This is a genomic window from Shewanella sp. 6_MG-2023 (assembly GCF_030547195.1).
GTDB lineage: Bacteria > Pseudomonadota > Gammaproteobacteria > Enterobacterales > Shewanellaceae > Shewanella.
Genome location: NZ_JAUOQU010000001.1, coordinates 69,639 through 89,959, shown reverse-complemented (window position 1 = coordinate 89,959; position 20,321 = coordinate 69,639). Strand labels below are relative to the sequence as shown.

The following is a 20,321-nucleotide window of genomic DNA, read 5'->3' as shown; positions in this document are numbered from 1 at the left end:
CATCTAATAGTAATGTCTAAGTACCCAAAAAAGCGTAATTGATTTACCATTGAGGAACATATTAAGTACTCCATGATACCTTATGAAACAAGCAGTTGAACACCAGTCTGATATTTTGGTTATAGGTAGCGGTGCAGCAGGATTAACACTTGCCCTGCATCTAGCTGAAAAGTCTAAAGTTATTTTACTTTCTAAAGGCCCTTTGGCGGAAGGTTCGACTTATTATGCCCAAGGTGGAATCGCATCTGTATTCGATGAATCGGACACTATTGAATCACATGTTAACGACACGCTCATTGCTGGCGCAGGACTTTGTGACAAAGAAGTGGTGACTTACACGGCTGAAAATGCCAAAAAGTCGATGCAATGGTTAATTCAATGCGGTGTGGCATTTGATAAAGAAGAAACTGACGGCGATCAAAGCGCAGCACCTTATCATTTGACCCGTGAAGGTGGTCACAGCCATCGACGTATTTTGCACTCTGCCGATGCAACAGGAAAAGCCGTACAATCAACCTTGCAAGAACGCGCAATCACGCACCCGAATATTAAAGTACTTGAGCGATATAACGCCATTGACCTAATCACCACTCGCAAATTAAACCGCCCCGGTAATCGTGTAGTGGGTGCTTATATTTGGAACCGCGATGCTGAGCACGTTGAAACGGTAACAGCCAAATTTGTTGCTATCGCGACAGGTGGCTGTTCAAAGGTATATCAATATACTTCTAATCCGGATATTGCTAGTGGTGACGGAATCGCCATGGCTTGGCGAGCGGGTTGCCGTATTGCCAACATGGAGTTTAATCAATTTCATCCAACTTGCTTGTATCATGCTGATGCTAGAAATTATCTACTCACTGAAGCATTACGTGGTGAGGGCGCATATTTAAAACGACCTGATGGTAGCCGTTTTATGCCTGAATTTGATGAACGCGCGGAACTTGCTCCCCGTGATATTGTGGCAAGGGCAATCGATTATGAAATGAAGCGCTTGGGTGCTGATTGTCTGTATTTAGATATCAGCCATAAACCCGCTGAATTTGTCATCAAACATTTTCCCACGATTTACAGTCGCTGTTTAGAATTTGGTATTGATATCACCACCGATCCCATCCCTGTGGTGCCTGCAGCCCATTACACCTGCGGCGGCGTCATGACAGATTTGCATGGTCAAACTGATATCAATGGCCTATATGCCATTGGTGAAGTAGCCTACACCGGCTTACATGGTGCCAACCGACTGGCCAGTAACTCCTTATTAGAGTGCTTGGTTTTTGCTAGAGCTGCTGCTCAAGATATTGAAAGCTTGCTTGAAAAAGTGCCGACACCCGGGCCTGTGCCACTCTGGGATGAAAGTCAGGTTAGTAACTCAGATGAAGAAGTGGTCATTGCCCATAACTGGCATGAACTGCGTTTATTCATGTGGGATTATGTAGGAATTGTTAGAACCGATAAACGCTTGGAGCGCGCGCTACGCCGCTGCGCATTGTTACAACAAGAAATTCAAGAATATTATAGTAACTTCAGAGTCAGTAACAATTTACTGGAATTGAGAAACTTGGTTCAAGTAGCTGAGTTAATCATTCGCTGCGCCATGGAAAGAAAAGAAAGTCGTGGCCTACACTATAATGCCGATTACCCAGAGCAAGTCGATAATCCAAAGCCAACTATTTTACAACCTGAACGATAGCGTTAAGATTATTAACGCTTTTGATATGCGATTAATTGACGACACAGGTTTCGGTAACTGCTGTCGTCAAGCATGTCGCTCCAGACAATTAATAACTGCCTTTTTCCCCGAGTTGCAACTCCCCGCTCATCTAAAACGTCAAGTTCAATAAACATCACTGTAGCAAATACAGTGACTATTGAACTGCGCCATAATTGAAATTCTTGCCCTTGGGATAACTTACCTTTACTTGCATCAAGTAAAGAAAATTGGCAACGCCAATGCCTTAACGCCAACAGATGAGCGACAAAAAAAGCCAGATACGAGATAAGAATAAAATAGAATGCCAGTTGATAAGCCCAGTGGCGATAATCTGGCCAAAGAATAAAGCTGCTTAAACACACACAGAGCAATACAATATGTGATAAAAATTGATTAAATGAAGCGCTTAAGCTGAAATGCATCAGTTAAGCACCTTTCATCTTTTGCAGTAAGCTCATATCGCTATAAACTAGCTTATGGTTGAGGGCGACCACGAACCGTAACTATCATGTCAGCCATAGCAGCATCAGGGCAAACTTCATGCCCCATAAACCAAGCAAATAACTCAGGGTCTTCACAGGCTAATAAATCAATGAAGGTTTGCTTATCTTTATCAGCTAAAGCTTGGTAATGTTGCTCTACAAAAGGTTGAAAAAGAACATCTAACTCAAGCATCCCTCTTCGACAAGCCCAGCGCACTCTTGCTATATTCATTAATTCCAATGTACTTCTCCTAACATCTCTTCGGATACTTTATAGATGTTGCAAACTTCGATGCTCAACATCTTGAACTTGTGGATCAACACCAGCAAACAAATCATTAAAGTCTGTTTCTAACAAGCGTTGAACCGCAGGGTGTTGAATCATCCTCTCAGCAAACATGACATGATACTCTTCTTTAATATCAGTGGTTTCACCCAGTAATACCATGCCTTGGGAGAGTATATCATGACGATAAATAGAGGGAGCAACAAATATACCGCGCTTAAACAAACCAAATGCTTTCATCATAGCTGCATCATCAAACTCACCTAAAATACTCACATTAAGATTTTTTTCAGCAAACCAGCGATGTAACTGTTGCCCAAGGGAAGTACGCTTGCCTGGGATCAGTAATTTCTCTTGCTCAAGACATGCTGGAAAGTCAGCAGAGGGCTTTGATGAAGAGAAAAAGCTAATACCGCACTCGCCTAACTTTTTGGATAAGATTTCAGGGTATTTAAGTGATACGCCAGCACAATCAGATAAAATCATATCTAATTTATGTTCACGTAACCTTGCTATCAGGCTTTCATGGGTTGATTCATAACAGCTCAAATGCATTGAACCGTCACTTGGGATCACTGTCAGTAAAACGCGACTGGCTAAGGCTTTAGACAGGGCATCAGCAATACCCACTTCAAATAACACTGAGTCATCTTTTTGATAAGAGAGTAAATCGATCATTTCGTAGCTTAGACTAAACATCTTATCAGCATAACGAAATACGATTTCACCAAGTTCGGTGGATTCAAGGTTGCGGCCGACACGTTTAAATAGACTGCCATTGAGGCGTTCTTCTAAAGCGCGAATTTGACCTGTGATAGTTTGCGGGGCTAAACATAAAGCGACGGCAGCCTTGGCTACCGTCCCTTTCTTTCTAACCATCCAAAAATAATATAGATGGTTATAATTTAAATGTTGCATTCATATAAGCCAGCTAATGAAAGATGACTTATTTTAGTCTCTGACAGTTCAACAAGCTATCAATTAATATCGACAACTCATTTAGGTCATTGATGTTTTTATTGGCCGTTTGTTCTTGAATGGCCAAAACAATATCAGCCTTGTCAGGGACTCTTTCTGCACAAAAACTGCGGTTAGCCTCTTGATAGCGTTTACCTGCGCGGTATTTAAGCGCTCGAGACTCATAGCCACTATCAGCGTCTAATCGGCTAGCAGAAGCGTCGTCGTGGTACATCAATGCACCATCAACCACACCATCTAAGTAACTTTTACACTCGCTTGATTCAACATCCTTTTGACAAACATTGAATGACGTTGCTTGGGCAGGAACAACGGCCCCAATAGCAAAGGCTAACATTAGCAGTTTAAGTTTCATTTAATCACTCCAGCTTATTTTGCTTCAGTTTTAGGAAGCACCTTGTTTAACCAGAAATAACCCACTAATGCAGCTAGCATTGAACCGGTTAAAATACCTAATCTTGCAAAATCACCATATTGATCAGGTGCACCATCAAAGGCAAGCGACGAAATAAATACTGACATAGTGAAACCAATACCAGTCATCACTGCCACAGGGATAATTTGACTCCAGCCAATTCCTGGTGGTAATTCAGCTAATTTTAGTTTTACCGCAACATAACTAAACAGTAATACACCTACAGGCTTACCTAATAGTAGGCCTAAGATAATACCGATAGTTACTGGCTCAACTAACGAGGTTACGCTCATACCTGCAAGTGATAAGCCTGCATTGGCAAAGGCGAATACGGGTAGAATGAAGAAGGTGCTCCAAGGGTGTAGGCTATGCTCTAAATGCTCAGATGGTGATGAGCCGTCTTTAGCCCGCAATGGAATACAGAACGCAATAATCACACCTGCTAATGTGGCATGTACGCCAGATTTAAGCACTGCAACCCATAAGATCAGACCAAGTAAACCGTAAGGGATCAGTGAGCTGACACCTTTGCGGTTCAGAGCAACCATTAATACAATTGAAATAGCTGCAACAATCAAGCTTACCATCGATAAATCAGCACTGTAAAATAGTGCGATAATGACGATTACGCCCAAGTCATCGATAATGGCTAATGCAAGTAAAAAGACTTTCAATGCCACCGGAACACGGCTACCAAGTAGCGCCATGATACCGAGTGCAAAGGCAATATCAGTCGCAGCTGGAATTGCCCAGCCCACTTGAGTCACAGGATCTGAGTAGTTGAACGCTAAATAAAATAACGCTGGGAACAACATACCACCAATAGCAGCAAAGGTAGGTAATGATGCTTTTGAAACGCTTGAAAGCGCACCTTCTAGCAGTTCACGTTTAACTTCTAAACCAATTAGTAGGAAGAATAACGCCATAAGACCATCATTAATCCACAACAGTAATGGCTTATCTATATCCAGTGAACCGATACGTACTTGGACTTCTGTATCAAGAAAACCACTGTATAAACCCGCTAATGGCGAATTTGCCATTAACATCGCCAGCACTACAGAGATCATCAAAATGATACCCCCTGCAGATTCTTGACTTAAGAAATTCTTAATTGCACGTTCCATAATTTTCTCCACAAAAAACAATTAATTCGAGTCTAGCGGAATTATTCAAACAATCATAATCGTTAGTTTGGGTCTTATATGTCGGGATTTCCGAGGTATTAAACAAAATAACACGAACAAGATCACATTTAAGTGTATTAACGTGAGCCCAAATTGCCAACATATCGCTTTTTTAAGCTAATCAATTACCAACAAGCTTCTTGAAAAAAATATCAACTGCTGAATAAAAATACAATCAGCTAAATTAATTAATCTTTTATTTACAATACTCTGCAAAATTATTATCACAAGCATTATTAACTAACATTGTCTTTTTAGTCTTAAAAAGCAACTTAGCAATGAGGCTGTTTTGCATACACTGTCCCCATAAGATCATTAAAGGTTAGCTGTTATTTTCATTATCGGGTTTAAAAATCGTCGATACTTTACGCAGTAGAAGACAATGGCTTTGGTTTAGATGTAAACCAAAGCCATTGGGTGAAATGATGGCTGAAATGTGATTTATACGGAGAAGGGATACTTAATTGCTTCGTGATGTTGGTAACCAATCACTTCAAAGTCATCCATGGTGACCCAAGTTTCCAAGTCACGTAAACTTTTTATATCAGGATTAATATTCAACTGTGGCGATGGGAATGGATCACGGACAAGTTGCTCAGTTTTCATCAATTCAAGTTGATCTTCATAAATGTGCGCATTAATGATCTTGTGATAAGCCAGACCTGGCTTATTTCCAGTGATCTGCGCCATTAGTGCTAAAAAGGTGTACACCTGAATTTGATTAAAGTTAAGCCCCAAAGGCACATCACATGAACGCTGATAGCTTGTTAAGTAAAGGGTATCACCGAGAAGCGAAAAAGTATGAGTATGCATACAAGGTCTTAAGCAGCCCATGTCAAACTCACCAGGATTATAGAAAGTGATAATCTCACCACGATCGTCAACCCCTTTAGATAAGTTATCGACAATTTTAGCAAGCTGATCAACGCTTCCACCACAAGGTTTTTTCCAGCGTCTTCCTTGCACTCCGTATACTCGGCCCATATCATCCTCACCTTTGCGGTGTGGATTGTTTAACCAACTTTGGTTGTCATTGGCGTTCATATCCCAGGTTTTAGTGCCGATGGCGCGAAAATCTGCGGCATTATCGTAACCACGAATGTAGCCAATAAGCTCAGCAATTGCAGCCTTCCAGAAGCTTTTACGAGTCGTAATAATGGGAAATTGATTATTAGCAACATCGTATTGTAAATCTGCATTGATCACCGTTAAACAGCGCTTACCTGTACGTTTATTTTCAATCCAGTGGCCGTTTTCAACGATGTGGTTGCAGAGATCTAAATACTGACGCATTTTATTGTCCTATTATTAAAACGTTTGTTATTTGCAGAATATTAATTATCAAAACTCGTGGCTAGTGTAATTTTTTTAAGCAGAAAGCGCGAGCTTTAAACCTATTACCATCAGCAAAACTGCGAATATCTTTTTCAGTATCGGCGTTGGCCAAATACTGGCGGCCTTTACCCCTAAAGGTGCAATAAGCATAGAGGTAATGATGATCCCCACTAATGCGGGAATATAAATATAACCGACTGTCCAAGTGGGTAAGTCAGTGGCATTTAATCCGGCAATAACATAGCCCGCAGTACCCGCTATCGCGATTAAAAAACCTGTTACCGACGCAAAGCCAACCGCTTGACGCATTTGTAAACCGCAATAGCACAAGAAAGGCACCAGCAGTACCCCGCCGCCAATGCCCATTAAGCCGGCAACAACAGCTATTAGCATTGAAACGATAAACATCAGCTTAAAACTTGGCACTTTCGCTACGGCTTTGGGTTTTAATGGAAATGCCATTTGTATTGCCATCACTGTGACAAATATCGAGAAAGCCTGCTGTAATACATTGGCTGCTATTTGTTCTGAGATAAAAGCCGATGCTAACGCACCAACCACAATACCCGGCAACATGGGCTTAAAAAGCTCCCAAGGGATATTACCGTGTCTATGATGGGCAATAGCAGAGCTAAACGAGGTCATAATAATTGAGGCTAACGAGGTGGCAATGGCTACATGGGTGAGTTGGCTGGACTCTATGCCTATCCAGGGCAGTAAATAAATCAGTGCCGGTACAATAATAAGCCCGCCACCTATGCCTAACAAACCAGCAAAAAATCCAACCACTGCGCCTAATAACAAGCAAAGTGAAAAAACTAACAATATATTGTCCAACGTACAGCCCTAACAATGAAAAATGTGTAAATTGACTTAGCCAAGTTGCTTTTATCAACTTGTTTAATTAACTAACTTTGCTTCAGTATTTTTATTTCAACTTGCTGATTTTAAATTGCTGATTTGAAATTACTGCAATAAGCGTCACGTTGGCCTGTCATTAGTCTAAAATCGACAGCAAATTACGCTGTTGCAAATATTGATTCAATAATTGCCTGACTTGCTCACCATTAGACAAGCTTAATACCTGGTCTAGTAATCGCTCAAGTTCAGCTTTGTTAATCCGTCTAAGTAGATAGTTTATCCGCGCAATACTGCCTTGGTTCATACTGAGTTTTTCGTAGCCCATAGCCACTAACAATAAGGCGCCCATGGGCTCGCCAGCAAGTTCACCGCAAATACTGGCATCAAGCTGAAAACGGTTACAGTCAGTAATAGTCCATTTTAGCGCCCTTAATACGCCAGGGTGAAAACTATCAAATAATGAACTGACACAGGGGTTATTTCTATCCACCGCAAGCAAATACTGGGTTAAGTCATTACTACCTACAGAAACAAAATCAACTCTTTTAGCCACATCTTCTAATTGGAAAAGCAAAGATGGGACTTCAAGCATTACCCCTATTTTAGGTTTGGGTATTTCTCTTGCGAGCTCTTCAGTCAGCTCTGAATATGCCTGTTCTAGGTAAAGTAATGTTCGATCGATTTCGTCTAAATTACTGACCATAGGCAACAATATCTGCAATTGTGAAGAGTCAGCATTGGCTGTCAACATCGCGCGTAATTGCATTAAAAACAGTTCTGGGTGATCTAAAGATAAGCGGATGCCACGCCAGCCTAAAAAAGGATTATCTTCTGTGATAGGAAAATAAGGCAATGGTTTATCACCGCCCACATCAAGGGTGCGCATCACCACAGGTCTGTCTCGCGCTGCCGATAGTACTTGTTTATAAACTTGAACTTGCTCAAGTTCACTGGGAAAGCGTTGATGCAGCATAAAGGGAATTTCAGTGCGGTACAGTCCAATACCATCAGCGCCTTCTGCCATATCGGTGCTTAAACCACTTAATAAACCGGCATTCAAATAAAGCTGTATTCTTTGACCGTCTAAGGTTTCAGCGGGTAAGGATATTTCAGCAGAAAATTGTCGTTGCTGGGCTTTACTCTCAGAAATTAAGCAAAGATATTCATGAATAATGGCATCAGATGGCGAAATTAATAATTGGCCGCTATTGGCATTTAGCACTAACTTTTTGTTGTCAACATCTGCAGATAAAACCTGATCAACACCAACAATTGCTGGCACACCCAAGGCTCTTGCCAATATTGCTGCGTGGGCATTGACCCCGCCAAGTTCTGTGACTATTCCTGCAAGTTTTCCTCGAGGAAACTCTGCTAATAATGTGGCATCAACCTCTTTCGCCACCAGTATGACCGGTTTATCAGGTGCGAGTTCTATTTTGTCTGGTTCGATTAATTGGCGTAAAACTTTTTGGCCTAATTCACGAATATCACTGGCCCGCTCTTTTAAATACGGGTCTTCCATCGCGATAAACTGCTCAATATAGCGTTTAGACACCCGGCTAACGGCAGATTCGGCTTGCCAACCTAAATTCACTTCCCGTAGATACTCGCCACCAAGACTGGCTTCACCTAACAGTAATTGTAAAGCTGAAAAAATAGAGGCCACATCATCTACATTTTCACGATCAAAACGTTGGGATAAAGTGCTGATAATATCACTACAGCGTTGCATAGCAGCTTTTAGACGCTGAATTTCTGTTGCTAAGTCTGTGGCTTGTTCTTCGGGCTGATCGAGAGAGATAGCACCACCAAGCACAAAGCCATCAGCAATGGCGATACCTTTTGACGCTGAAGTACCTTTGAAGACGACTTGTTGTTGAACATTACTGATCGCAGCTTTGTTTTTCAAATTACGAACCACAACCGCTAGTTGGGCCGCCAAAGTCATCAAAAAGGCTTCTTCATTTTCACTAAACTGTCTCGGCTGCGGTTGCTGCACCACAATGACGCCGACAACCTGTTTTTGAAAGATTATAGGTACTGCCAGAAATGCGCGGTACTCTTCTTCTTCAACTTCAGGAAATAGTTTAAATCTGGGGTGTGATTTTGCATCGGCAAGGTTAACAGCTTCTTCTTTTTCTGCCGCTAAGCCCACTAAGCCTTCAGATAAAGGCATTTTGACACGATTGATGGAATTAGGTGCAAGGCCCTCTGTAGCAGAAAGCACCAATTGTTGCTGTTCAAGAATATAAATAGAACAGCAGTGCGTTTGCATTGCCAACTTGGTTTGGGAAACCAATAATGACAATGCCGTCTCTAAGCTATTAGCACTGGCGACAGACTGTGTAATATCCCTAAGCGTATTTAGCACTGCTTCACATCCTTTTTTGATCAGCTAATTTCTATAACGGCCTCTTTTTCGGCTAGGCTCGCGGCCTTGAAATGCCAATGTAATAGAGGAAAACTCCTTCATAACTTTACGGTAAACATCACGCTTAAAAGAAACGACTTGTCTGACTGGATACCAATAATTCACCCAACGCCAATCATCAAACTCTGGATGACCACAGGAATTCAAATTAATCGTGTCGTCACTGCCTTTCAGTTGTAATAGATACCACTTTTGTTTTTGACCAATACAAACTGGTTTACTTTCTTGCCTAATTAACCTCTTAGGCAAACGATATCTCAGCCATGAACGTGTTGACGTTAAAATTTGCACATTTTCAGGTTTAAGACCGACTTCTTCATACAATTCTCGGTACATGGCTTGTTCTGGGGTTTCACCATCATCTACACCGCCTTGAGGAAATTGCCATGAATGTTGTCCAAACCGTCTGGCCCACATTACTTGACCATATTTGTTACAGATAATAATGCCCACATTTGCGCGAAAGCCGTCGCTATCAATCACATGGACTCCAATTTCACTACAAATTAATGACTAGATTGTTTCATAAAGCTCGCCTACGGGCAAACGACTATTTCAATAGAACACTTGGATAAAATAAGCCCTTAGCAACTTTTATCAACAGATGATGACCTTAGTTATCATTATTATCCACAAAATCTGTGGATATCTCTGTTTGAAACTCTAAAATAACTCTAAACAGGCTAAATTACAGTGACAGCCACTGTCCTTGACAAAACCAAATCAACAGCAATAAAACGAATCAATACAACAACTTGACCTTTTGCAGCATTGTTAACTTATAATTAAATCACACAAGAGGTCACTTTTTAAACAGCAAAGGTAATTATTAATTGTGGCCATACAGGCGAAATAAGTTATACACAAAAAACAACATATTTATTTTATAAATATCAAAATAAAGCTATTTTTCACCATTGACTGTCAAAAAAATATCCGCTAAGCATAAACAAATTAAAGTTATTCATTCATTCTGTGGATAAGTGTGTGTGAAATAGTGGAGCAAAAGGAGTGTAACTTTATAAAATGGTCAAACAAACTCACCAGCATTCATAAAAGTCGTTAATAAACAAAGCAATATATTACTGCAAAACCTTGGATAACTTTAACCTGCCAAGGCGCTTAAAAAACAACCAGTAGTTGTCATTTTAAAATAATAGATAAAACAGTACACTTTAATACACGCGAACTTTTAAAAGTAAGACATTGCTCCATGATGAATACCCCACCAAACTCAATCGATGAATTGATGCAAAGAGCCTATGACATGGCTGGTGTCAGTTTAGGTGACATAGCAAAAGAGCATGGCGTAAACGTGCCAGAAAACTTAAGAAGAGACAAAGGCTGGGTAGGACAACTGATTGAAATGGAGCTAGGGGCAACGGCAGGCTCAAAACCACAGCAAGACTTTCTTCATTTGGGGATTGAGTTAAAAACCATTCCAATTGATAAACAGGGTAAACCAATAGAAACAACCTATGTCACCGTTGCCCCACTGACCAATATTCAAGGGCTCACTTGGGAAGACAGTGTGGTTTATCATAAATTACAACACGTGCTGTGGATCCCCATTCAGGGTGAAAGAAGTATCCCTGTCGCTGAGCGAAAAATAGGCTCACCAGTATTATGGCAACCCAATCAACAACAATATGTCCAGTTAAAGCAAGACTGGGAAGAGATAATGGAATTAATCGCCATAGGAAAAGTAGAGCAAATCACCGCTCGTCATGGTGAAGTATTACAACTAAGACCAAAGGCAGCCAATAGCCAAGCATTAACTGAGTCAATTGCCGAAGACGGTCTGATTAAGCTCTCTAATCCCCGAGGTTTCTATTTAAAGATCAACTTTACCCACCAAATACTAACAAATGCATTTAGTTAGCGTTACAAACTGTAAATATAAAGGCTTTTTATTAAAACTATTGTAAATACCACTATGACAAGTATGGGAATTTTCTATAAACTAGCCTGTCTTAAAATATCAACGGACTCGATATAATCCTGTGAAAGTACGTCGTCAGACAAGAAAGCTATTATTTGCGATTTTAGCATGGTGTATTGCCATGAGCGCATTTGTCTTTTTCCGATATTCACAAACTCCTGATTTACCTCAATGGGCCATCGGAAAAATAGACTTAGCAACGCTAGCTATTTTTATGGGCTTCGTATTCGGCTGCCTGCATTGGATGTCTAACCTTATTGCCGATTTTAGCGCCATCAGCCGCCTGCCCTATATTTTTTCAGTCATATTTAAAGGCCTATTTTTACTACTCGGTGCCATGACGCTGGCTTATGTCACCCAATTTTTAAACATGTGGGCCATAGAAAACCATTTAGTATCACTAAGGCAAATGCTTACTGCGCATATTTTATACAGCCCAGCATTTCAGGCCTTAGTGATTTATCTCGCCGTGGTACGCGTCGGCTTAGCCTTTATTGAACAAATGGCGCTACTTGTAGGCCCAAGAGTGTTACTTAACATAGGTTTAGGTAAATACCACCAGCCACGTTATGAACACCGACTATTTTTATTTGTGGATATGGTGTCATCTACCGCTCATGCAGAAACATTAGGTGATTACCGTTTCAGTCGTCTAATCCAAGATAGTTTTAGCATGCTGGCAGATACAGTAACCAATAATGAAGCTGAAATTTACCGTTATATGGGTGATGCCGTATTAATTCATTGGCCGTTAGATGAAGGTGTTAAAGAAGATCGCTGTATGAATATCTATTATGAATTCAGCCAACAGTTAAACTGGCATCGCGCTTACTTTGAAGAACATTATGGTTTTGTACCCAAATTTAAAGCTGCTGCCCATTGTGGTCAGGTTGTCGCTGCCGTAGTTGGCGTTCATAAGCAAGAAATTAGCTACTTTAGCGATGTACTCAATACCCTCGCAAGGCTTCAAGATCAGTGTAACCCTTTAGGTCAGAGAATGTTGATCTCCGGTGAAGTCGCCCACCGTTTAGAACGTCAAACCAGCCAATACGATTTAACTGATTTAGGTGCAATGATGCTAAAAGGTAAAAAACACGAAATTGAAGTATTTGGTGTAGCTCCGAAAATAACCCCTTAATGAAACAACACCAAACAAGATAAACCGTTGCCAGCTTGATTACTGCTTTTGCAATAAGCCTTCTAGCATCAAGCCTAAGGTTCTAAAGGTTGAAATACGACTAGTGGTTTGTCGCCAAACCAATCCAATATCACGATATGGCGCTTCACCAGGCGGTGTCATAATCTTAAGTTCAGTGTCATTCAAAATACCAGCATCAATGGCCATTTGCGGTAAAAAGGTCGTTCCTAACTTACTATCCACCATTTGCACCAGAGTATGTAAACTCGTGGCGGCAAAGGGGTTAATCTTAGCGCTATTGCCTAATTGGCAAGCCGTAATCGCATGGCCAGTAATACAATGCTCACTTTGCAGTAAGAAAATACTTTCATCGGGCATTTGTTGATAATCAATAGGCACATGGATCCCATTAGATAGTTCCTGATGAACCACCATTTTAAACGGGTCAATGCCCACTTTCATACTATGAAAACCTGTAGTATCCACAGGCAAAGCTAAAATAAGTAAATCCAGCTCACCTTTTCCCAGTGATGCTAACAAACTTTCTGTGGTGTCTTCCCTTAGCAATAAACTCAATTGGGGATAATCAGCTTGGCACTGTTTTACCACTCGACTCAATAAAAAAGGCGCTATGGTCGGAATACAACCTAAGCGGATTTCACCTGTCATTGGTTCACCTTGGTTTTTAACTAATTCGACAAGATCATCAACATCCGTCAATAATTTTCTCGCTCTATCAACCACCTCTTCACCAATGGCTGTGAACATAAATGATTTATGATCACGCTCGATAAGCTGATATCCCAATTGCTCTTCAAGGTTTTGAATCCCACTTGAAAGAGTCGACTGACTAACAAAGCAAGACTTTGCCGCTCGGTTAAAGTTTTGCTCTTGATGCAAATTCACTAAATAAAATAGATTTTTAAGGCTTGGCAGGTTTTTCATTTAATCGATTACCATAAGATGATGTCATTCAAATAATGAATTAACTAAACATAAATAACAATAAATTAAGCTGGATCTAGTCCGCATAATCAGCAAATTTAATGCTGTTACTTTTTTAAAGGCAAAAAAAAGCCCCTTGCGGGGCTTTTAAAAGTCAAAAGCAATTAAGCTTTTGCTTCTAAAAATTCTTTTAATTGCTGTAGATCTGAACCTGCATGCTCAACGATTTGACCTAACCATTTATCATGCTCAGTATCCCAAGCTGGCTCTTCGCCATGTTGAACAAGCTGTGCAAATTGCTGAATACGCTTTAATCCAACAGAACCTGCAGCACCTTTAAATTTATGCGCTTCAGCACAAAGGGTATCTTTGTCATTCGCTTCATTCGCTTTAATGAGGCTTCCTAAATATTCAGGCATTAGCTGCTCAAATAACACGACACTTTTTAATAAAGTTCCAGCACCAATAGCACTACAATATTGCTCTAACGTATTGAGATCCAATACAGACTCTAACTCAACTGTGGCCATCTCGGCACCTCTTAATCAATTCATAACTTTAAAATTGAATTTATAATACTCGCTAAAATCCCCTATGCAACTAAACAAGGCTTTTCAAGTCTAATTTCTGGCAAATGAGCACAGTATTTTAACAAGCTGTTAAAAAAACTTTATAAAGTAAGTGAATAAACTTTCATAAATTGCAGTTAAAGATTGAGTTTTAGTTTTTTTGGGCTGACAAATAGTGCCCTTGTCCACCGTTAGCCGCTAAATTTTGCACGATAGCCACTAAGCCTTCCCATCGATAACCGCACCAATCAGGCGCCAGTAATAGCGGTTTTTTAGCATAAGCTGTGACTCTGTGAAAAATAATATCTTTAGGTGTATGACGAATAAGCTCACTGGCATAGTTGGCGTAGTCTTCTTTTGTGAGTAATGCCATCCCTTTATGACGCCATGCCTTAGCCATTACACTCCCTTCTACTATATGTAATGGATGCAGTTTAATGCCATCAACTCCGGTTTCAATGACACTGTTCAAACTGCGCAAGTAATCACTATAGTCTTCACCGGGCAAGCCAAGGATCAAATGAGCACAGACTTTAATGCCACGTTTTCGAGCGCGCTGCACTGTATCTTGATAACAAGCAAAGTCATGACCACGGTTAATGCGCTTTAAGGTGTCATTGTTTGAAGTTTGTAAGCCAAGCTCAAGCCAGACTTCAGTCCCCTTATCTTGATAACTGACTAACAAATCTAAAATATCATCTGGTACACAATCCGGGCGGGTACCAATATGTAAGCCAACAATATCTGAATCTTTAATGGCCTCATCATACTTCGTCTTTAGCACCTGATACTCATCATAGGTACTCGTATAAGCCTGAAAATAGGCAATATATTTGGCACTATCATTTAGCGAGCGCTGCTTACCTTGCTTTAATTGCTCAGAGATACTGGCTTCAGTGCCTTGCTCATAACTAAATGACGACACATTACAGAAAGTGCAGCCGCCTTTACCTAAGGTTCCATCTCGATTTGGGCAAGTGAACTTAGCATCAATTGTCAGCTTTTTAATTCTGCCGCCATATTGCTGCTTACATACTGCACCGAAGGTATTTACAAAATCATCTAAACCCACAATTGCTCCTGACGGCAAAAAGTGGCAGACAATACAGGCTCTGACAGATAAAAACTTAGTGCCACATCAAAAAAACAGTAAATAAATCGATTAATTTATATTCACACAGTGACAAAGGGCACATTTTTGAACTTGGCAGTTACAACTCTTAGTCAAATTAATTGAATAAATAATCATTTAAGGCAATTTACCTGTTCAAACTGTACTTGAAAATAAATTCACTATCCATAAATCAATATCAATCAACACCAAATGTTAACCAAAAGTAAAAGTGACAATTTTGTAATTTTAAAATTCTTTTTATTCATAAGGTTATACGAACAAAAAAACATCTTACGTTAACGTAAGGTAGCTTTTTTATAACATTTGTAATAACAGTAACAATTCATTTTGTTGAGTAATTTAAGTTTGACCTTTATCCATTATCAAGCTAATTTGGGTGGTTCGGGTGCATATCTATGAGAACTTCTCCGCATTATCCGAGTCGTATTAAGTTAGGTTTAGGGAGTTTTTGTATGAGCTTATATCATCCCAGTTTTGAGCGGGACAATTGTGGATTTGGTTTAATAGCCCAAATGGATGGCGATGCTAGCCATCGTATTGTCCGTACTGCTATTCACGGTTTGGATAGAATGAAACACCGTGGCGGGATAGCATCAGACGGTCGCACAGGTGATGGCTGTGGACTATTAATGTCGATGCCGAAAGACTTTTTTGCAGCCATTGCAACTGAAAATGATTGGCACCTTAGCCGCAAGTTTGCAGTGGGCATGCTATTTCTCAGCCAAGATCCAGTCAAAGCTGAAACCGCAAAAGCCATTTTAGAAAAAGAACTCCAGCGTGAAACCTTAAGTGTTGCCGGTTGGAGAAAGGTGCCTGTAAACCCTGATGTACTGGGTGAGATTGGCCGCAAAAGCCTGCCACAAATTTACCAAGTGTTAATTAATGCCCCTGTGGGCTGGCGTGAAAAAGATTTAGAACGTCGGCTTTATATGGCCAGACGCCGTCTTGAACAGCAAATCATCGATGATAGCGACTTCTATGTTGCCAGCTTATCGGGTGAGGTTATTGTCTATAAAGGCTTAATGATGCCTGCAGACTTGCCAGCATTTTATTCTGACTTAGCCGATATTCGTCTCAAAAGCACCATTTGCTTATTCCATCAGCGCTTTTCAACTAACACCTCGCCGAAGTGGCCATTAGCGCAGCCATTTAGATTTTTAGCACATAATGGTGAAATCAATACCATTACCGGTAACCGCCAATGGGCCAGAGCCCGTGCTTATAAATTTAATTCACCGCTATTGCCTGATTTACAACAAGCCGCGCCTTTTGTTAATGAAACTGGCTCTGATTCATCATCATTAGATAATATGCTGGAAATGCTATTAGCCGGTGGCATGGATTTATACCGTGCTATGCGCTTACTTATACCACCAGCCTGGCAAAGTAATCCTGAAATGGATGATGAGTTGAAAGCATTTTATGATTTCAACTCGATGCATATGGAGCCGTGGGACGGCCCTGCTGGCATCGTAATGAGCAATGGCCGCCATGCTGCCTGCGCCGTAGACCGTAACGGCCTACGCCCTTCTCGCTACGTTATAACCAAGGATCGCATCCTAACACTGGCATCAGAAGTGGGTATTTGGGATTATTCTGCCGATGAAGTGGTAGAAAAAGGCCGTGTTGGCCCTGGCGAATTATTAGTACTCGATACCATGAATGGCCGTTTGTATTCGTCATTTGAAATCGATAATGACTTAAAACGTCGCCACCCATACAAAGAATGGATGGCTAAAAATAGCCGCACCTTAAAACCTGCGACCAAAATTGATGCCGCTCAACAAGGCGCCAGTAATTTTAGTGCTGATGTGTTACTTCAGTATCAAAAGCAATTTGGTTACAGCCGTGAAGAGTTAGAGCAAGTTATTTGGGTGCTAGCAAGTAAAGGTGAAGAAGCTACTGGCTCAATGGGTGATGATACTCCAATGGCGGTATTGTCGAAAAAATCTCGCTCACTGTATGACTATTTCCGTCAAAAGTTTGCACAAGTCACCAACCCGCCTATTGATCCATTACGTGAAAAACATGTGATGTCGTTAACCACCTGTATTGGGCGCGAGCAAAACTTATTTTGCGAAACAACCGGCGTGGCTTATCGAGTGATGTTTGAATCACCCGTTTTACTTTTTAGTGATTTTAATCAGTTACTTGGTCTTGATAGCAGTTACTACCGTGCGAATACTATTGATTTAAACTACGACGCCCACGAAAACTTAAAGCAAGCTATCGAGCGCATTACCGATGAAGCTGAGCGTTTAGCAAGAAGTGGCACAACCTTACTAATCCTGTCAGACAGAGCCGCCGCTAAAAATGTTCAAGTGATCCCTGCCGCTATGGCTGTGGGCGCGGTGCAGCAACGCCTTGTTGATCAAAGCTTACGTTGTGACACCAACATTATTGTTGAAACTGCATCAGCGCGCGACCCACATCACTTTGCCGTGCTATTAGGTTTTGGCGCGACAGCGATTTACCCTTATCTGGCTTATGAGTCTATTTCAGCCATGGCAAAGAAACATCAAGTAGAAGATGACAGTATCTTGATGTTGAACTTCCGCCAAGGTATTGAAAAAGGCCTGCGTAAAATCATGTCGAAAATGGGGATCAGTACTGTAGGCTCTTACCGTTGTAGCCAGCAATTTGAAGCCATTGGTTTATCTTCAGATGTAATTGAATTGTGCTTTAAAGGCGTGATTAGCCGTATTGAAGGTGCAAGCTTTGAACATTTAGCTACCGATCAAAAAGTGCTTCATACTGCAGCGTTTCGCGCTCACATACCACTGCCACAAGGCGGTTTATTAAAGTATGTTGAAGGCGGCGAGTATCATAGTTTCAACCCCGATGTCGTCAATACGTTACAGCAAAGTCTTAAAGATCAGGATTACCCGAAATATAAGAAATTTGCAGCGTTAGTCGATGACCGCCCTATTGCGACCTTACGTGACTTAATTGGCATTAAAGGCACAAATGCGGCCATTGACGAGTCAAATGTTGAAGCTGCCGGAAACTTATTCCCACGTTTTGATAGCGCTGCAATGAGTATCGGCGCATTAAGTCCGGAAGCCCATGAAGCCTTAGCCGTTGCTATGAACCGCATTGGTGGCCGTTCAAATTCTGGTGAAGGTGGTGAAGACCCAAGTCGTTTCAATAGCGAACGTAACTCAGCGATTAAGCAAATTGCCTCTGGCCGTTTTGGCGTTACAGCCCACTACCTTGTTAATGCTGATGTATTGCAAATTAAAGTCGCTCAAGGGGCAAAACCCGGTGAAGGTGGTCAGTTACCTGGCCATAAAGTGAGTGTTGAAATCGCTGGTCTTCGTCATGCGCGCCCTGGGGTTACCTTAATTTCGCCACCGCCGCATCATGACATTTATTCTATCGAAGATTTAGCCCAGCTGATTTTCGATTTAAAGCAAATCAACCCTAAAGCTTTAGTGTCAGTGAAACTGGTATCTGAGCCGGGCGTTGGCACCATCGCAACGGGTGTTGCGAAAGCTTACGCCGATATGATCACCATATCAGGTTACGATGGCGGTACTGGTGCCAGTCCAATTACGTCAGTTAAATATGCTGGCTCACCATGGGAGCTTGGCCTTGCGGAAGTGCATCAATCACTGGTTGAGAATGGTTTGCGTCATAAAATTCGCTTACAGGTCGATGGCGGCTTAAAAACCGGTCAAGACATCATTAAAGCCGCGTTGTTAGGTGCAGAAAGCTTTGGCTTTGGTACCGTACCTATGATTGCTTTAGGTTGTAAATATCTGCGTATTTGTCATCTAAACAACTGCGCAACCGGTGTAGCAACCCAAGATAAAAACTTACGTGACAAGCATTATCATGGCTTGCCAGAGCGAGTAATTACTTACTTTGAGTTTGTCGCTCAAGAAGTCCGTGAATGGATGGCAAAATTAGGCGTTGCTAAATTTGAAGATTTAGTCGGCCGTACTGATTGGTTATATGCCCTTGAAGGCCAAACAGCCAAGCAGTTAGGACTCGATTTAGCGCCAATTTTATATCAGCCAAAAGTCGCTGACGGAAGTGCTATAACTTGGAAAGAGTTAAACCCGCCTTCTGATAAAGGTGAGTTAAATCTACAAATTGTTTCAGACACAGCCCAAGCGGTATTAGCCGGTGAGGCGTTAACCAAGCAATATGCCATTAACAATACCGACCGCTCAATCGGCGCGACATTATCAGGTTTTATTGCCACCAACATTGGTAAAGATGGCACTAAATCACCTATCACACTGCAATTTAACGGCAGTGCAGGTCAAAGCTTTGGGGTATGGAATAGCCCGGGGTTAGATTTAGAGCTAATTGGTGATGCTAATGACTATGTCGGTAAAGGCATGTCTGGCGGTAAGATTATTATCCATCCTCCTGTTGGCAGCCCATTCCAAAGTGAGCGCAGTGCCATTATGGGTAATACCTGTCTATATGGTGCAACTGGCGGCCGAGTTTATGCTGCAGGTCAAGCTGGCGAGCGTTTTGGGGTGCGTAACTCTGGCGCCGTAGCTGTGGTTGAAGGTGTGGGTGACAACGGTTGTGAGTACATGACTGGCGGCATCGTAGTTGTTCTTGGTAAAACAGGGGTTAACTTCGGCGCAGGTATGACGGGTGGTTTTGCTTATATCTTTGATCGCTTTAATCACTTTAGTCGCCGAGTTAATACTGAGCTTGTTGATACCCAAAAACTAGAATCAACAATACAGCAGCAACACCTTAAAGGCTTGATTGAAGAGCATGCAAGCGCCACTGGCAGTGAGCATGCCAAAATGATCTTAAGTGATTTTGAGAACTGGTTAGATTGTTTTGTATTAGTGAAGCCGAAGAACATTGCCGTTGCTGACTTGCTCAAAATTGAGCAAAAAAGCCCGGAACTTGCAGTAAAGGCGGGGTAAAT

At 41.4% G+C, this 20,321-nt stretch carries 16 protein-coding genes; 4 read left to right on the top strand and 12 right to left on the bottom strand.

All coding sequences use genetic code 11. The features are described from left to right. Positions 1–82 precede the first annotated feature (82 nt). Positions 83–1,693, top strand: a complete 1,611-nt coding sequence (nadB, locus tag Q4533_RS00425; protein ID WP_303501304.1) for an L-aspartate oxidase — start codon at positions 83–85, stop codon at positions 1,691–1,693. 11 nt (positions 1,694–1,704) lie between these two features. Here the strand turns inward: nadB and Q4533_RS00420 are convergent, their stop codons facing one another. From Q4533_RS00420 to rppH, 9 genes are all read right to left on the bottom strand, one after another. Next, positions 1,705–2,136, bottom strand: a complete 432-nt coding sequence (locus Q4533_RS00420) for a protein YgfX (protein WP_102439241.1) — start codon at positions 2,134–2,136, stop codon at positions 1,705–1,707. A 52-nt stretch (positions 2,137–2,188) separates the two neighbouring features. Beyond that, a complete protein-coding gene (locus tag Q4533_RS00415; protein ID WP_102439242.1) occupies positions 2,189–2,437 on the bottom strand; it encodes a succinate dehydrogenase assembly factor 2 in 249 nt (82 codons plus the stop codon). A gap of 30 nt (positions 2,438–2,467) precedes the next feature. Continuing rightward, positions 2,468–3,400, bottom strand: a complete 933-nt coding sequence (nhaR, locus tag Q4533_RS00410) for a transcriptional activator NhaR (RefSeq protein ID WP_076542538.1) — start codon at positions 3,398–3,400, stop codon at positions 2,468–2,470. Positions 3,401–3,428: 28 nt separating this feature from the next. Then, complete coding sequence (locus Q4533_RS00405) at positions 3,429–3,815, bottom strand: hypothetical protein (RefSeq protein WP_102439243.1); 387 nt, start codon at positions 3,813–3,815, stop codon at positions 3,429–3,431. 14 nt (positions 3,816–3,829) lie between these two features. Continuing rightward, entirely contained in the window at positions 3,830–5,002 is a 1,173-nt protein-coding gene (nhaA, locus tag Q4533_RS00400; protein WP_102439244.1) for a Na+/H+ antiporter NhaA, read from the bottom strand. A 501-nt stretch (positions 5,003–5,503) separates the two neighbouring features. Then, positions 5,504–6,355 carry a thymidylate synthase gene (locus Q4533_RS00395; protein WP_303501302.1) on the bottom strand — a complete coding sequence of 284 codons (852 nt, stop codon included), beginning with the start codon at positions 6,353–6,355 and terminating at the stop codon, positions 5,504–5,506. Positions 6,356–6,430: 75 nt separating this feature from the next. Beyond that, positions 6,431–7,234, bottom strand: coding sequence for a sulfite exporter TauE/SafE family protein (locus tag Q4533_RS00390; RefSeq protein ID WP_102439246.1), 804 nt, complete (start codon positions 7,232–7,234; stop codon positions 6,431–6,433). Between the two features lie 160 nt (positions 7,235–7,394). Next, positions 7,395–9,629 (bottom strand): phosphoenolpyruvate--protein phosphotransferase, encoded by a 2,235-nt coding sequence (gene ptsP, locus Q4533_RS00385; protein WP_303501300.1) that lies wholly within the window; start codon positions 9,627–9,629, stop codon positions 7,395–7,397. Between the two features lie 24 nt (positions 9,630–9,653). Further along, positions 9,654–10,172 (bottom strand): RNA pyrophosphohydrolase, encoded by a 519-nt coding sequence (gene rppH, locus Q4533_RS00380; RefSeq protein WP_076542529.1) that lies wholly within the window; start codon positions 10,170–10,172, stop codon positions 9,654–9,656. A gap of 733 nt (positions 10,173–10,905) precedes the next feature. Between rppH and mutH the strand changes: the two genes are divergently transcribed. Both mutH and Q4533_RS00370 read left to right on the top strand, forming a co-directional pair. Continuing rightward, complete coding sequence (gene mutH, locus Q4533_RS00375) at positions 10,906–11,571, top strand: DNA mismatch repair endonuclease MutH (RefSeq protein WP_102439285.1); 666 nt, start codon at positions 10,906–10,908, stop codon at positions 11,569–11,571. A gap of 121 nt (positions 11,572–11,692) precedes the next feature. Continuing rightward, complete coding sequence (locus Q4533_RS00370; protein ID WP_102439248.1) at positions 11,693–12,769, top strand: adenylate/guanylate cyclase domain-containing protein; 1,077 nt, start codon at positions 11,693–11,695, stop codon at positions 12,767–12,769. Positions 12,770–12,808: 39 nt separating this feature from the next. Here the strand turns inward: Q4533_RS00370 and oxyR are convergent, their stop codons facing one another. The 3 genes from oxyR to Q4533_RS00355 form a co-directional block, all read right to left on the bottom strand. After that, positions 12,809–13,714, bottom strand: a complete 906-nt coding sequence (oxyR, locus tag Q4533_RS00365; protein WP_303410413.1) for a hydrogen peroxide-inducible genes transcriptional activator OxyR — start codon at positions 13,712–13,714, stop codon at positions 12,809–12,811. A gap of 164 nt (positions 13,715–13,878) precedes the next feature. Beyond that, the gene (locus tag Q4533_RS00360; RefSeq protein WP_076542524.1) at positions 13,879–14,244 is read right to left on the bottom strand and encodes an Hpt domain-containing protein; all 366 of its coding nucleotides are present in this window, start codon (positions 14,242–14,244) and stop codon (positions 13,879–13,881) included. Between the two features lie 190 nt (positions 14,245–14,434). Further along, the gene (locus Q4533_RS00355; protein ID WP_102475606.1) at positions 14,435–15,355 is read right to left on the bottom strand and encodes a TIGR01212 family radical SAM protein; all 921 of its coding nucleotides are present in this window, start codon (positions 15,353–15,355) and stop codon (positions 14,435–14,437) included. A gap of 515 nt (positions 15,356–15,870) precedes the next feature. Here Q4533_RS00355 and gltB point away from each other — a divergent pair. Next, on the top strand, positions 15,871–20,319 hold the full coding sequence (gltB, locus tag Q4533_RS00350; RefSeq protein ID WP_303501298.1) for a glutamate synthase large subunit: 4,449 nt from the start codon (positions 15,871–15,873) through the stop codon (positions 20,317–20,319). The last annotated feature ends 2 nt before the right edge of the window (positions 20,320–20,321 follow it).